The sequence below is a fragment of the Streptococcus sp. 20925_1_22 genome, from assembly GCF_041431685.1.
In the GTDB taxonomy this organism is placed as follows: Bacteria; Bacillota; Bacilli; order Lactobacillales; family Streptococcaceae; genus Streptococcus.
The window spans coordinates 115535-131492 of the sequence record NZ_JAPVYE010000003.1 but is presented as its reverse complement, the minus strand read 5'-3'; the positions used below and the strand labels follow the sequence as shown (position 1 = coordinate 131492).

Below are 15958 nucleotides of genomic sequence, written 5' to 3'. Positions count from 1 at the left end.
ATAAATGAAAACATTAGAAGAACGGATTTTCAGAGATGGACAGGTGTTAGGTGAAAATATCCTTAAAGTTGACTCTTTTCTGACTCATCAGGTTGATTTTTCTCTGATGAAAGAGATTGGCCAGGTCTTTGCGGAAGCGGTAAAGGACGCAGGAATTACCAAGGTAGTGACCATTGAAGCTTCTGGTATTGCTCCGGCTGTCTACGTAGCAGAGGCTCTGGGGCTACCAATGATATTCGCCAAGAAAGCCAAAAACATCACCATGACAGAGGGGATTTTGACAGCTGAAGTATACTCTTTCACCAAGCAAGTGACTTCGACCGTTTCGATTGCTGGCAAATTTCTCACCTCTGACGATAAGGTGCTGATTATTGACGATTTTTTAGCTAACGGTCAGGCAGCCAAGGGCTTGATTACCATTATTGAGCAAGCAGGAGCGCAAGTTGAAGCGCTTGGCATTGTCATTGAAAAATCCTTTCAGGATGGCCGTCAACTTTTGGAAGCTGCTGGTTATCGTGTCCTTTCTTTGGCTCGCATTGCTGGATTTGAGAAGGGGCAGGTTGTCTTTACTGAGGCAGATATATGATTTCCTTTTCCTTTTGACTATCTGTCTGGCTTATAGTATAGTAAAGATAGTTGATATTTTAAAAATCTAAGCTCATTGATTTTACTTGGGTAGAAAAAGTTTTTGAGGGATTTCTATGCACCAAACTCATAATTTACAGCAGCGGATGCGGCTCTTTATTTCTATTTTTTTGCCGATTTTGATCTACCAACTGGCCAATTTTTCAGCTTCATTTGTTGATACGACCATGACTGGTCAGTATGACACCTTGCATCTGGCTGGTGTTTCTATGGCAACTAGTCTTTGGATTCCATTTTTCGACCTGTTGATAGGGATTGTTTCGGCCTTGGTACCCATAATTGGGCATCATTTAGGACAGGGGAAAAAAGAAAAGATTGCTTCTGATTTTTATCAGTTTATTTATCTTTCTTTGGGGTTATCGCTAATTTTATTTGCCTTGGTATTTGTGGGCGCTCCTCTGGTTTTGGCCCACCTTGGCTTAGAGCCTCTGTTAGAAGAAGTGGCTAAGAACTATCTTCGGTATCTGGCGCTCGGCATTATTCCTCTTTTGCTCTTTAGCACCATTCGTTCTCTCTTTGATGCTCTAGGCTTGACCAAGCTTTCCATGTATCTCATGCTCTTACTCTTGCCCTTGAATGGCACTTTTAATTATGCCCTAATCTACGGAGCATTTGGTTTTCCAGAAATGGGCGGAGCTGGAGCTGGACTTGGGACTTCTTTGGCTTATTGGTTTTTGCTCCTCATATCCTTGTTAGTAGCAGTCAAACATCCCAAAATCCGAGCCTATGAGCTATGGAAGATTCGACTGCTAGATAAAAAGGGCTTAATCGAGGGCATTCGACTTGGACTGCCTATCGGCGGAACGTTTTTTGCAGAAGTCGTGATTTTCTCTGTTGTTGGCCTGGTCATGGCTAAGTTTTCGTCACTAATCATTGCTAGCCATCAGGCGGCCATGAATTTTTCAAACTTAATGTATGCCTTTCCTATGAGTATTTCAACCTCAATGTCCATCATTGTTTCTTATGAAACTGGAGCTAATCGTCCTGACGATGTTAGGAAATTCTGTAAACTTGGGCGGCTGACGGCTTTGGGAATTGCTGGATTTACCTTTCTCTTTCTCTATATCTTACGCGACAGAGTGGCTGCACTCTATGGTTCGGATACCGAGTTTATCCGTATGACGTCCGTTTTTCTGACCTACAGCCTCTTTTTCCAGTTAGCAGATACTTTTGCGGCTCCTTTGCAGGGCATTCTTCGGGGCTACAAGGATACTCAGGTGCCATTTTACTTAGGTTTGATTGCTTATTGGGGTGTTTCGCTGCCTCTGGGACTCTTCTTAGATCATTTTACTAGCTTGGGCCCTTACGGATATTGGATTGGACTTATCGCTAGTTTGGTGACAAGTGGCATTCTCTTTCAGTGGCGGCTTAATCGTTTGGCTAAAAATATTACAAATTAAAGAGTGTTGGTTTGTCCCTTTAGGATAAGTCAGTGCTCTTTTTTTCACAATCTTTTGTTAAAATTAGATTAAAACATGAAAAACGCTTACATTTTTTCTAGTATATTGATTGTGAAAATGATATAATAAACATAAGATTATCAAGTTAAGTTTTTGTTAAAATAGGTTAATTTTTAAAATATTGTTTGCAGTTGACTTTGGTTTTCAGTAGAAAAGCGAGGAAACTATATGACCGAACACTATACCAATCTTTTGCAAGAAGTACTAAATGCTGCAAAGGAATTAGCTATTCAAAAACACAATTATCAAGTGGACATTCCGCATATCTGGACTATTTTGACCCAGCCCCAGGCTTTTGCCTTGGAATTCTATACCGGTTTGGACCTTGATATTAATGAATTTATCAGCGTCATCAATCAGGAACTAGCCAAGATTCCTGTGTTTTCATATACGGATACGAACCACTATGGACGTCAGTATAGTCAACGTCTCAAGAATCTTTTGGATGATGCAGAGGCTGAGAGGACGGAACTGAGAGACGAGGTAGTAACAGTAGAACATCTGATTCTCAGTCTATTTCACCAGCAGAGAAATCCGATAACTGTCTTTTTGAAGAAGGCAGGAATTGATAAGGAGCTAGTTGCGAAAAAGTTGAATAAGGTTCGTCAAGGCAAACGAGCTGTCTCTTCCAGTCAGGAGAGTCGCTATCAAGCCCTGAGCAAATATGCAACTAACTTTAATCAGTGGTTGGCAGACCAGACCGGTAGGAGGGTGATAGGCTGCAAAGAGGAAATCAATGATATTATCCGTGTCCTTTCCAGAAAAGACAAGAGCAATGCCATCCTCATAGGCTTTCCAGGTGTTGGGAAATCTAAAGTAATGGAGGGGTTTGTTGGCAGACTGATTGCTGATGATGTTCCGGAACATTTACTGGGCAAGGAAGTTTTTAAGTTAAATCTAGGCGGACTGATTGCCGGAACTAAATACAGAGGAGAGTTTGAAGAGCGCTTCAAGGCTGTTTTGGATGAGGTGCTGGCTGCTAAGGGGAAGATTATTCTTTATATTGAGGATATCCACCAAATCGTGACAGCAGGTCGGACAGAGGGTTCTCTTGATGCAGGCAATCTTTTAAAGCCGCTCTTGGCTCAGGGACAGATTAATATCATCGGAACCACAACTTTTGCTGCCTATCGAGAGAGCTTCGAGCTAGATCAAGCTTTGGAGGGGCGCTTCCAGCGCATTCGCATTGAGGAGCCTGATCAAGATAAGGCATTGACAATTCTGCAAGGACTGCGAGAGAATTATCAGGACTTTCACGGAGTTTCCCTGACGGACGAAGCCTTGCAGGCAGCGATTAGTCTTTCAATTCGTTATCTGTCAGATCGTTATTTACCTGATAAGGCACTGGACTTGATTGATGAGGCTTGTGCTGTCAAGAAAATCCAGCTAGCTCAAGCGGAAACAGAACGACCAGACGTCAGTCGGGAAGATATAGCTAGTATTGTAGAACGTATAACGGGAATCAAAGTGCAGGGAATCATGGACAATGAGCGCAAACACCTGCTAAATCTAGACAAGCTCCTGCGCCAGAGAATTGTAGGACAAGACCAGGCTGTTCAAAAGGTTTCGGAGGCGATTTTGCGCTCGAGAGCAGGAATTCAAAATCCAAAGCGTCCTATTGGTTCATTCCTCTTTTTAGGGCCTACTGGAGTCGGGAAGACTGCTCTGGCAAAAGCCCTTGCTGAGCGGCTGTTTGGCAATGAGTTGGAAATGGTCCGACTGGATATGTCTGAATACATGGAAAAACATGCCGTGGCTCGTTTAGTTGGTCCGCCACCAGGCTACGTAGGATTTGAAGAGGGAGGACAGCTGACAGAAGCTGTTCGTAGGAGGCTTTATTCGATTGTCTTGCTGGATGAGATTGAGAAAGCCCATCCGGACGTATTCAACACCCTGCTGCAAGTCTTGGACGAAGGACGCTTGACAGACTCAAAAGGCCGTACTATTGACTTTAAAAATACTATTTTGATTATGACAAGCAATATTGGCTCCCAGCAGATTTTGGAAAGTCTCAAAAGTGAACAGGGACTGACTGCTGAAACGCAGGAAGAAGTTCTGTACTTGCTGCAACATAGCTTTAGACCAGAGTTTTTAAATCGGATTGACGAGACGGTTATTTTCAACCCTCTAAGGGCAGAAGATATGATCAATATCGTAAAAATTATGGTCCAGCAACTTCAGGAAAGGTTGAAACATCAGAAGATTCAGCTTCATCTGAGCGAAGAAGTTTACGCTTTTTTAGCCCAGAATGGCTACCAGCCGGAGTTTGGTGCTCGTCCTATTCAAAGAAGCATTATGCGCTATCTAGAGACGCCTTTGGCTCGTTATTTGGTTGAAAATAAGGAAACAACTGAACTGACAGTTCAAGTCAGTTTGAAGGATAGGCAACTGGAGTTTAATTATTTGGTATAAGCTTCTTCTAAAAAGTAAGCGCTTACCATTTGTAAGCGAAGAAAAATACAGAAAGGGGGTTCGTAGTTTCTGAGCAGACTCTATCCTGAGATTTTCAAATGAGTCTTAGGTATATGAATAAATAATGAGATACTTTTTGTATCTATAGCCAACAGCAATCATTTTGATTGTTGGAGCACTCTTTGAATTGTATGAAAGGAGTCCTGTTTTGTCTGTTTATGATGTTTTGATTATCGGTGCTGGACCGGGCGGTTATGTGGCTGCTGAAGAAGCAGCTCGTTTGGGTAAGAAGGTGGCCGTGGTAGAAAAGAAGTCTATCGGCGGAACCTGCCTGAATGTGGGATGTATACCGTCTAAGGCTTATCTCCAGCACGGTCATTGGTTGCTGACAATGGAGGAGGCTAGGCGTTATGGCATTGAGAGCAAGCTTGAAAGGATTGATTTTGAGAAATTGGTAGACCGAAAGAATCAGGTTGTTGCCAGTTTGCAATCTGGAATTCATGCTAGCTTTAAGTCTTTAGGTATTGAATATATCCAAGGGCAGGCCAAGTTTGTCAAAGACCGAACTTTCTCCGTCAATGGTAAAGAAATTAGTGGCAAAGATGTGATTTTGGCTACTGGCAGTTATCCTTTTGTGCCTCCTATCAAGGGATTGGAACAGGTTGACTATCTAACGACGGATACGTTTTTTGACTTGAGGGAGCTTCCTGAGAAGTTGGTCATTATCGGAGGTGGCGTTATCGCAATTGAGCTAGCTTTTGCTATGGCTCCTCTGGGTGTTGCTGTCACTGTTATTGAGGTTGCGCCGGAAATCCTTTTGACTGAAGAAGCAGAAGCGCGACATGTGATTCAAAAGAAATTAAAGAAAATGGGGGTGATGATTTATCAGGGAGCGCAGATAAAGGAAGTAACTTCTAATTCTGTCTTACTTGAGAACGAGCAGGTTGCTTTCGACCATCTTTTGGTCGCTACTGGCCGCAAACCAAATCTAGAGCTAGCAAAGGATATGGGATTAGCCTTGACAGATCGGAATTTTGTCAAGGTAGATCAATACTACGAAACATCCAAAGAGCATGTTTATGCTATCGGTGATCTCTTGGAATCTTATATGCTGGCTCACGTAGCTAGTGCAGAAGGAATAAAGGCTGTAAGAGCTATCTGCCGGAGAGCTGAAGAAGCAGTTGATCCGCTGGGTGTTCCCCGTTCACTCTACACCAATCCTGAAGTAGCTTCTTTTGGTCTCAGCAAGGAAGAGGCTGAGAAGGCGGGCTATGATGTTCTGGTCGAGCAGCTGCCTTTCTCTTATAATGGGCGGGCTATCGCTATAGGTGAGACGGAGGGCTATGTCAAGCTAATCTCAGAAAAGCAATACCATCTTCTACTAGGTGCTGTCATCGTCGGTCCGAACGGTACAGATCTTCTGCAGAATTTGATTTTGCTGAGGCAGGCTGAAGCAACGCTGGATCAAGTTCTTGAAACAGTTTTTGCTCATCCGACTACATCAGAACTAATACAAGAAGTCGCAAAAAGACTCGTTCAGGACGATTAATGAGGAGGTAAAAATATGTCAAATTATAAAGATTTACCACAACGATTGACCAAAACAAGAAACCAAAGTGCTGTATCAGAGCTAGTCGATTTAAAAGTCCATGATGCTACCGAAGTTGAGGTGGAGCAGATTTCCAAAGAAAAAGCTAAGACCATGTATAAAACCATGTGGGATATCCGAAATTTTGAGGAAAATACACGGCGTTTCTTTGCTGCAGGACAGATTCCTGGCTTTGTTCACCTTTATGCTGGAGAGGAAGCGATCGCTACGGGTGTCTGTGCCAATCTGACAGACCAGGACTATATTACCAGTACTCACCGAGGACACGGTCACTGTGTTGCTAAGGGCGGTGATTTAAAGGGAATGATGGCAGAAATTTTTGGCAAGGAGACTGGACTTGGAAAAGGAAAAGGCGGATCTATGCACATCGCCGATTTGGATAAGGGGATTCTCGGTGCCAATGGTATGGTTGGTGGAGGCTTTGGTCTAGCAACTGGTGCTGCTATGCGTAACAAGTACTTGAAAACAGACAGTGTAGCTGTCTGCTTCTTCGGTGATGGTGCAGCCAATGAAGGAAATTTCCACGAATGTCTCAACATGGCAGCAATTTGGAAACTGCCGGTTATCTTTGTCAATGAAAACAACTTCTTTGCAGAATCAACTCCGCAATGGTATTCTTCAGCGTCTGGCACCATTGCTGAGAGAGCGGCTGCTTATAATATGCCCGGCGTTCGGGTTAATGGTAAGGATTTATTCGCTGTCTACCAAGTAGCCAAGGAAGCTGTAGAGCGGGCTCGTAGAGGTGAAGGGCCTACCTTAATTGAAGCTGTAACATATCGCGATCATGGTCACTTTGAAGGGGATGAGCAGAAGTATAAGGCTTTGGAAGGTGAAGAAAAAGACTGGGCTGATGTGGATGCTCTGGACGTCTTCCGTGACTACGCTATCGAGCATGGCCTCTTGACTGAAGAGGAACTTGATGCCATATTAGAGGAGTCTCGAAAGGATGTGGAAGAAGCTATCAAATTTGCTCAAGACAGTCCGATTCCTCGTTCCGAGTCTCTGCTGGAAGATGTATTTGCTGATTGATAGAAGGAGGTTGATCAAATGGCTAGACAACTGTTATTTATGAAAGCAATCAATGAAGCGCTGGATCAGGCAATGGCAAAAGATGATACCGTAATCCTTCTGGGAGAAGATATTGCCGGCGGTGTAACAATCAAGCACTTGGAAGAAGAAAACGAAGATGCTTGGGGCGGTGTAATGGGTGTAACCAAGGGACTCATGCCAAAATACGGCCGAGAGCGGGTGATTGATACTCCGATTTCAGAGCACGGATACGTGTCAGCATCTGTTGGAATGGCTCTAACTGGCTTGCGGCCAGTACCGGAGCTGATGTTCAATGACTTTATCGGTTTCTGCTTTGACGCCATTCTGGGGCAAGGCTCAAAAATGCGCTATATGTTTGGCGGTAAGGCCAAGGTTCCGATGACAATGCGGACCATGCATGGGGCAGGAGCTTCGGCAGCAGCTCAGCACTCGGGTTCATATTACGGTCTCTTCGGATCCATTCCTGGTATCAAGGTAGTCGTTCCGGCAACACCTTACGATGCCAAGGGCTTACTGCTGGCTTCCATTGAAGACGACAATATCGTGATTTATTCAGAAGATAAGACTCTCTATGGTATCAAGGGAGAGGTACCAGAAGAATATTATACAGTTCCAATTGGGAAGGCTGCTGTCCGCCGTGAAGGAACAGACCTCACTATCGTTACTATCGGTAAGATGCTTTATGTAGCTTATGAAGTAGCGGATCGCTTGGAAAAAGATGGTATTTCGGTTGAAGTCATTGACTTGAGAACGGTAGCTCCTTGGGATGAGGAGACTGTCTTTGAATCAGTCAAGAAAACTGGACGGCTGATTATCGTTGATGAATCAAACCCTCACAATAACACAGCGACGGATATCGCAGCAGCAGTGACAGACAAATGCTTTGACTATCTGGACGGTCCAGTGAAATGCGTCTGCGCGCCAAATGTGCCGGTACCATTTGCGGTGAATCTGGAACAGCTCTATATCCCTAATGCTGATAAGGTTCTGACTGTTGCTGCAGAATTGATTGACGATCTGAAGAGATAGAAGGGAGGCAAGTATGGCTACAGAAATTGTAATGCCTAAGCTAGGCTTAACAATGACCGAAGGTCTGATAAATAACTGGCTGGTCAAGGAAGGCGACACCGTAGCTGCTGGTCAGCCTGTCTTGGAAATCAGTTCTGAAAAATTGACCAGCGATGTAGAGGCGCCAAGCGCAGGAGTGATTTTAAAAATTATCAGTCAGGCGGGCGATACTGTCCCGTGCAAGAAAGTAATTGCATGGATTGGTGAAGCAGGAGAATCTATTCCAGGTATGGAGACGGAAGAAGTCTCTGCGAATAAATCAGAAAGTGATAAGGGAGCAGTTGATTCAGAGCCAGAGCTAGCTGAAAAAACTGTGGCAGCAAGTTCCAACACTGTTGGAAAAAGTGAACAGGGACGTATTTTTATCACTCCGCTGGCCCGAAAGATTGCTAAGGAAAAAGGATATGATATTTCCTTGATTTCAGGAACGGGAGGCAATGGCCGTATTACCAGACGAGATGTGGAAAATTATAAACCAGAGACGCTTCCAAACCAAACACCTGAAAGTAGCTCAGCAGTCCTTCAGCATGCTGGTCAAGTTGACTATGGTGCAGGATTGACAGGTATGCGCAAGACTATTGCAGAGCGGATGATGAATAGTCTCCAGACATCTGCTCAGGTGACCTTGCATCGTAAGGTGGATATCAGTCGGCTGATAGCCTTTAGGCAGGATATGAAGGATAAGGTCACTTCACCACTAGAAAATGGCGAAATCAGCATCACAACCCTGCTTACAAAGGCTGTTGCCAAGGCGTTGAAAGATCACCCTCAGCTCAATGCTTGGTATTTCAATGGTCAGTATCAGGAAGTAGAAGATATTCATATCGGTATTGCGACGGCGCTGAGTGATGGTCTGGTGGTGCCGGTTATCCGACACGTGGATAAGCTAACGCTGGCTGACTTGGGCTTAGCTATCAAAACAGAGGCCACCCAAGCTCGTAAAGGCACTTTAGATCCAGCTCTTTACTCAGGTTCAACCTTCAGTATTACCAATCTCGGGGCAGCAGGGGTTGAATATTTCACTCCTATCCTAAATACTCCAGAAGTGGCGATTTTAGGAGTTGGTGCCCTGCAAACGGCGCTGGCTCTTGACAGCCAAGGACAGGTCTATGAGCAGAAATTCCTGCCGCTCAGCCTGACTTTTGACCATCAAGTCGTAGATGGTCAGCCTGCAGCGGAGTTTCTAGCAAGTTTAGCGGACAAGTTGGAGTCTCCTTACGACTTGGTTTTCTGATAAAAGAATGAATAAAGAATTTCATTCCTGAATGATAAAGAAAAAGGCCAGCTGTTTATATCACTCATTAACAGTTGGCTTTTATGTATTCTATCATTCTCTTGCTTCAATTTATAATGTTTAGATAAGGAAATGACAGGATGATAGGGAGTAAGTTCTAAGGCTCTAAGTAGGTGAATCAAGCTGCAGTATAAGATAAATTGAATGACGATAATGGGAGAAAAATATCAGTGAGGTAGAATATGAAGGTTGCCAAAACACTAGTCTTAGAATATCTAGAGCAAGAATTTCTAAAGAATAATAAGCAAGGTCTTGAAACAAAAGTGATTGCAGCTGCTTTAGGAATGCAACGCTCAAATGTGAGCACTATTTTGAATCAATTGGTAAAAGAAGGGATACTCGTTAAAGGAAATACACGGCCAGTTCAATACCAATTAAAAGAGGTATTTGTAGAAAATCCTTTGGATTTTCCAAGCATTATAGGTGAAAATGGCAGTTTGCGAACAGCCATCCAGTTAGCACAGGCAGCTATTTTATACCCAAATTATGCCCTTCCTGTACTCGTTTTATCCGAGATTGGTGCTGGTAGAACTCACTTCGTTAATAAAATGATGGAGTTTGCCATTCAAAATCAAGCGATTAGTAAACCTCAGTTGTTTGAAAAAATTAACTGCTTAGACTATATTGATGTTCTGGATGATTTGCTGAAGTTGTTATTTGGCTCAGATGCGACGAAGTCTGTATTTGAGAAAGTGGCAGAAGGAATTTTATTTATAGATAACATACAAGTTCTATCTTCGGCGGATCAAAATAGATTGATTTCCTGGCTGAATCACAGAGAAGGAGAACAAAAGAGACGTCAGAAGAAAGGTTTGGTAATTATCGGAAGTAGCGCTAAGCTATCTGAACATTTATCCAATAAACTTCCTGTTGTAATCCAGCTGCCTTCTTATCCGAATCGACCGATTAGTGAAAAGATAGAGTTACTGAATTACTTTTTAGCTATTGAATCAAAGAATTCTGCGCATGATATTCAAGTACCGCGTGATGTCATTCATTCCTTCATCCTATCAGCGAATATTAGCAATATAAAAGAATTAGAATATGCAGTTCGAACTGCTTGTGCCAATGCTTTTGTAAGAAGTCTGAGGTCGGAGCTAAAAGATTTAACACTTAGTAATGACGATTTGCCCATTCCTTATCAAGGAATTCGGCATTTAGGTAGTCATAATGTAGTTAAAATCGATGAATTGATTGGCAAACGTAAGGTGCTGATTTATGATAAGGAGTTGGGATTGCTGGATTTTCCAGAGCAAGAGTCGGATGATTTATATAACAAAATTAAATCAGAATATTCTCAGTTATCAGAAAGAGGCATTGAGCAGGATGATGTTTTTGAGGCAGTGAGAAACTATATTCAAAGCTATATTGAATACAAACCTTTTGTTAAGAAAGAAGATGGGTTGGAAAATCTTAATCAGCTTGAGACGATTGTTTCTGCTGAAGTAATCCAGTTGGTACAAGCCTTTGTTCTATCTGTTCAAAAAGAACTCAATATAGAGCTTAATTCGACGGCATATTACGGCATCAGCCTTCATGTCAATGCGATGCTTAAGCAGAAAGGGTCGTTAAATCGGCAGTTGGATAATGATGCTATTGTGAAAGTGATTCGGGATTATCCAATAGAGTATGCACAATGTTCTAAATTTGCTAGGCAACTAGAAACAAGATTTCAACTAGCTGTTCCGATAGATGAAATCGTCATCCTAACCATGTTTATTATTGAATCCGAAAAGAAACAAGATAGTCTACGACCTATCTTGCTCTACGTTCTGCATGGTAAAGGGGTTGCCAAGTCCTTGGCTGAGTCAACCAAGATGCTGACTAAAAATAGCCAAGTGTATGGCTTTGATATTCTATTAGAAGAGTCTCTAGAGGAAAGCTATCGTAAATTAAAAGAGCAAATTGAGGAGCTAGACCAAGGTTTAGGGGTCATTGTCCTCTATGATATGGGATCGATTAAGGAAATGCTGGATAAAATTCGAGAAGAAACTCTGATTAAAATCAGAGAATTTGAAATTCCCATTACTATGATTGGCATGGGGATTGCACGGCGCTGTTTGATAGAAAATGATATTGACAGTGTCTTTCACGCTTTTCATATGGAAATGAATCAGCTTTATAAAAATCGGGACCAAGAAAAAATCATCATCACTCTCTGTTATACCAGCGAAGGCGGTTCTCTTCAGCTCAAGCACTATCTTGATCAGTATTCAAAGCTGGGTTACCGTGTCATTGCTTTGTCAGTTGCTAATAAGGAGATGTTGATTGAGGAAGTGATGGCCTTAAGAAAGACCTATCAAATTCATGCTTTTGTTGGAACTTTCGACCCTCAAATTATGGGTATCCCTTTCATTTCCATTAAAGATGTTTTTGAGCAGCCCAAGGAGCACTTAGATAAATTATTGATGTTTGTACCGACCTCTGTCAATAGCTACGATTATGAGAAAGTTTACCAATTTTTAGAAGATCAATTTGTCTATACTTCCTTAGCTAAGATTAAAAAGATTCTTCCTGCTATTTTAGATGAATTTGATTTTTATTATCAGCTGACAGAGGAGCAAACAATAGGTTTGTTTGTTCATATTGCGTGTCTAGTGGAGCGGACCCTTTCAGGAGAATGCTTGAAGAAGAGTAGTAAAGAAATTGCTGGTGTTATCGAAAAATTCCCTGATGATTATAAGCACGTTAGGAAAATCATCCGAACGGTGGAGCGAAGCTTTAAGATTATTGTAGATGACGCAGAGGTCAGTGTTTTAATTCAGATGCTGCGCAAATTATAAAATTGTAAGTTGGAGTCGCAAACCAATAAAAAAGCACCTAACTCTCATTACCTTTTTAGTCGGGATTTACATTTCCGATTTCTGTGGTAATGTTGTGATTTAGATGCTTTTTTACATGTGCTCTTGCACAAGATTATGCAGCCATTTCCCTGAGAAGACACGAGGGATGCCCCAGATTGGCTTGAGAATGTCTTCGCCATTTATCACAAGAAAGATTAGCCAAATGGGAGCCTGCAGGCTAACTAGGACATAGCCAAGTGGAATGCTGAAGAGCCAAACAGGTAAAATATCTAGCAGGCAGGCATAGTTGGTATCGCCTCCGCTACGTAAAATCCCAACGATTAAAACAACACTAAAAGCTTTTGGGATAAACAACAGGGCATTTAACTGAATCATCAAGATGGTTAGCTGCTCTGTCTGATTGCTTAAGTTGTAGAGTTTCAGCGCTAAAGGCATGGCCCAGATGAGTAGGACGCTGACGATGAGTCCGATGAGAGGTAATAAAAGTAAGAAGCGCTTGGCATCCTGTAAGGCTTTTTCTGCTTGATTCTCTCCGATGGCATTGCCTAGCATAACAGCTACGGCATTTCCTGCACCACGTACAAAGACAAATCCAATTTGGGCAATGGCGCTAGCAATCTGGGTGGAGGCCACCACTTCAGTACCTAATAATCCGATAATAGCCAAGCCAATTGATGTTCCAAGAGACCAGGCTCCTTCATTGAAGACGACTGGCAAGGTTTTTTTCAAAAATTGATAAACGAAGTCTTTGTGGAAAGCAAAGAGTTCAGTTATGCTAGCTGCTCCAGCCATCCTTGTTCGATAGACACCAAATACTAACAAGCAAAGCTCCAGCAATCGAGCTATAAAGGTAGCAATAGCAGCACCAACCAGTCCAAGTTTAGGAAACCCAATCAGCCCAAAAATAAGGACGGCATTGCCAATGATATTGGTCGCCATGGATAGGAGACTAGCAAGAGTTGGTAAGAAAACTTCATTACTGCACCGACACATAGTAGCCAGAGAAGTTGTAATAGCTGTCATCAGGTAGGTCCAGGAGACGATAGATAGGTACTGGGCACCCAACTGAATAGCTTCGGTATCATGGATATAAAAGCCAATCAGTTGCTTGGGAAAGAGTAAAGCGACTAAGGTAAAGGAAACGGAGATGATTCCACTCAGCATATAGATTAATCCCAAGGTTTTTCTCATATCAGCAATTCGCTGGGCTCCCCAGTATTGGGCCATGAAGACAGAAGCTCCGCTACCGATACCAAACTGTACAATAGTCAAGAGGAAGAAAATCTGGTTGGCAGCGCCAGCAGCTGCGATTTGTTTTTCCCCTAGCTGTCCAATCATGACAACATCAGCTAGATTGACAGCGCTGGCTAGTAGAAATTGAAGAGAAAACGGTAGACTGAGACGTAAGAATTGTTTCAGAAATGTTTTCTTTTCACTCACTCTCCCACCTCCTTTCGTTTCAAATAGGATAAGCAATCAGTATGTCTAGTAACCTGATATCTAGAAAGTTTCTGCTTTTTTTGAATTGGATGATTCTGATTCCTCATAAATTTCGCTATTTCTATCTGATAGCTTGAAATAAGCCTCAAGTTTAGTGATAATAGGCAATTTGATCAACAAAAATTTGACAATCTTTGTCAGCTTCTGTTTGAACCTCTACATTCTTCAATTCCTTTTCAGGATAAGGGTTTTGAATAGGAAATGCGAAGAAAGTTTGTTGCTCTTTTTGATAAGGTTTGGTGCTAAGCGAGACTTCAAATAATTGCTCATCTACCTTATAGATGGGTTCGCCAGGTAGAGGGTTGGTATTGGTAGTCCGATCCCATTCAACACTTGTTTTGCCAATGTTTTCTCCAAAGATAATGGGAAGAGTAAACTCGGTTTGATCAGTATAGGTTAGTAGGATATTTCCGATTTGATAGGTTTCCATTTCGGGGAAGACACCGTCCACAAACCATTGGTATTCCACAAAATAGTCAGTAGCATAGCCAATTTCAATCCAGCTAGGATGCGCCAGTGCTTCAAGACTGCGCGAGTGGTTTTGCAGGTCAGGATAGTGGTAATGGAAGAGATATGATAAGGTTTTATCACGGATTGTCGCATAGTCTTCATCACGATAGTCATGATTCCAAAACATCTCGTATGCATAGGCCAAGCCGAAGAAAATGACATTTCTCTGCAGGATTACCTCATTTAAAGTGCTCCAGTTGGAGATGATAGCTCCCTTGCTCCCCTTCTTCAAATGCTCAGCCCAATGCGGAAAGAGGTAGCCTTCAAAATTACCATAACGGATGCTAAAGCCTTCTTCTAAAACTTCATCTTCCAGTTTTTCATCCAAACTCCAGAGCCAATGGAGAATTTCGACATCTTTGGGAATCTGGTGAATGGCCTGCCAGGTTGCCGGCATAATGCCAACTTTTGTGCCTGTATCTTTTTTGAACTGGGGAGTGTACATGATGATTTCTGCTCCACCAAAAGGCCCTGCATCAGGAACGATAGCGTTTTTCAGTAACTTGTCTCCCCAAATCATGGTTCGGACATTTTTCTGCTTGAGGTGGTCATAAATCTTGATAATGTCCTCTGCAAAGATATCAGCTCCAGCCTTCCCTTTGCAGCGCTCACACATGGCAATTGAATAGTATTCATCATGCCCGATATTGATGACTTCAGGTTCAAAGACCTCAATGATTTCATCCAGAACATCAAAGAGGAGTTCATAAGAGGCAGGATTTGATGGGCAATAAGTGTCCGGATAAGGATCCTCAGGGATTTCTGCGATTTCAGGGTGGCCAAGCATCAGGTAGTCACAGTGGCCAAGAGAGGGAACCTCAGGAATCACCTCAAAAAATCGTTCCTTGCAGTAGAGGACCAGATCTTTCACATCATTTTGACTTAGAAACTCCCCGTCACCATTCTCCATGTGAATGGCATTCTTGTACCAAGGGAAGGTATAGTCTTGGATTTCTTTGGTCTTGCCAGAGTATTCAGCCATATCAGCACAATATTTAATCCACTCTTGATTAATTTCAGGGTGTTTTTTATATTCCATAGCACCGCCGATTTCAATCATGAGGGTATTGTACTTGAAGAAAGCAAGCATATCTACAAATTGCTTGAAGAAATCCATATTCTTACGAGACGGTAAAAATACCTTGAGGCCACGCTCGGAACAGACGGGTTCATCGTAGGCTAAGCCATAAGGCAAGTAGCCATCCTGCAACATTTGGATAATTGAAATAGCCCCATAAAATAAGCCACGCTGGGATAAGGCATAAACGAAAATACCGTTTTGAGCAACCTTTACGATGTGCGCTTCAGGGTTGGATGGATAGGGAAGTGAAAAGGACTGCATAACCTCTTGTCCGACTTCTCGGGAAACCCCTTCTATGAAATGAATGGCAGGGAAAGCCAGCTGGCCATCATTTCTTGCTATTGGATGAGCCAGTAAGGTGTCGGTCAAAATAGGCAGAGGGCTGAATATTTGAGTTTCTTTAGTGAAATAGCGACCGTTGTTTTCTTGTTTCCAATATTGAGGTGTGATGCCTTGTTTCATAATCTACTCCTTGAACTATCTGAATATCTGCGAGTCATAAAAAATCTGGGCGCAGAAAAGAAG

The 15958-nt window shown here is 42.5% G+C and carries 10 protein-coding genes; 8 read left to right on the top strand and 2 right to left on the bottom strand.

Annotated features, from left to right (window positions below; all coding sequences use genetic code 11):
* Window positions 1-4: 4 nt before the first annotated feature.
* The 8 genes from O3621_RS05080 (at window position 5) to O3621_RS05045 (ending at window position 12321) form a co-directional block, all read left to right on the top strand.
* Complete coding sequence (locus O3621_RS05080; protein ID WP_314449699.1) at window positions 5-586, top strand: xanthine phosphoribosyltransferase; 582 nt, start codon at window positions 5-7, stop codon at window positions 584-586.
* A 115-nt stretch (window positions 587-701) separates the two neighbouring features.
* Window positions 702-2045 (top strand): MATE family efflux transporter, encoded by a 1344-nt coding sequence (locus O3621_RS05075; RefSeq protein ID WP_314449698.1) that lies wholly within the window; start codon window positions 702-704, stop codon window positions 2043-2045.
* A 228-nt stretch (window positions 2046-2273) separates the two neighbouring features.
* Complete coding sequence (locus O3621_RS05070) at window positions 2274-4517, top strand: ATP-dependent Clp protease ATP-binding subunit (protein WP_314449697.1); 2244 nt, start codon at window positions 2274-2276, stop codon at window positions 4515-4517.
* Between the two features lie 208 nt (window positions 4518-4725).
* Window positions 4726-6066, top strand: coding sequence for a dihydrolipoyl dehydrogenase (lpdA, locus tag O3621_RS05065; protein WP_371513821.1), 1341 nt, complete (start codon window positions 4726-4728; stop codon window positions 6064-6066).
* Window positions 6067-6081: 15 nt separating this feature from the next.
* The gene (locus O3621_RS05060) at window positions 6082-7155 is read left to right on the top strand and encodes a thiamine pyrophosphate-dependent dehydrogenase E1 component subunit alpha (protein ID WP_371513819.1); all 1074 of its coding nucleotides are present in this window, start codon (window positions 6082-6084) and stop codon (window positions 7153-7155) included.
* An 18-nt stretch (window positions 7156-7173) separates the two neighbouring features.
* The gene (locus O3621_RS05055; protein WP_111675830.1) at window positions 7174-8205 is read left to right on the top strand and encodes an alpha-ketoacid dehydrogenase subunit beta; all 1032 of its coding nucleotides are present in this window, start codon (window positions 7174-7176) and stop codon (window positions 8203-8205) included.
* 13 nt (window positions 8206-8218) lie between these two features.
* Window positions 8219-9478, top strand: a complete 1260-nt coding sequence (locus O3621_RS05050) for a dihydrolipoamide acetyltransferase family protein (RefSeq protein ID WP_314450005.1) — start codon at window positions 8219-8221, stop codon at window positions 9476-9478.
* Between the two features lie 242 nt (window positions 9479-9720).
* Complete coding sequence (locus O3621_RS05045) at window positions 9721-12321, top strand: PRD domain-containing protein (RefSeq protein WP_314450004.1); 2601 nt, start codon at window positions 9721-9723, stop codon at window positions 12319-12321.
* Window positions 12322-12432: 111 nt separating this feature from the next.
* Here O3621_RS05045 and O3621_RS05040 read toward each other — a convergent pair whose 3' ends face one another.
* Window positions 12433-13818 carry an MATE family efflux transporter gene (locus O3621_RS05040; protein ID WP_314450003.1) on the bottom strand — a complete coding sequence of 462 codons (1386 nt, stop codon included), beginning with the start codon at window positions 13816-13818 and terminating at the stop codon, window positions 12433-12435.
* A gap of 115 nt (window positions 13819-13933) precedes the next feature.
* A complete protein-coding gene (locus O3621_RS05035) occupies window positions 13934-15895 on the bottom strand; it encodes a family 20 glycosylhydrolase (RefSeq protein ID WP_314450002.1) in 1962 nt (653 codons plus the stop codon).
* Window positions 15896-15958 lie beyond the last annotated feature (63 nt).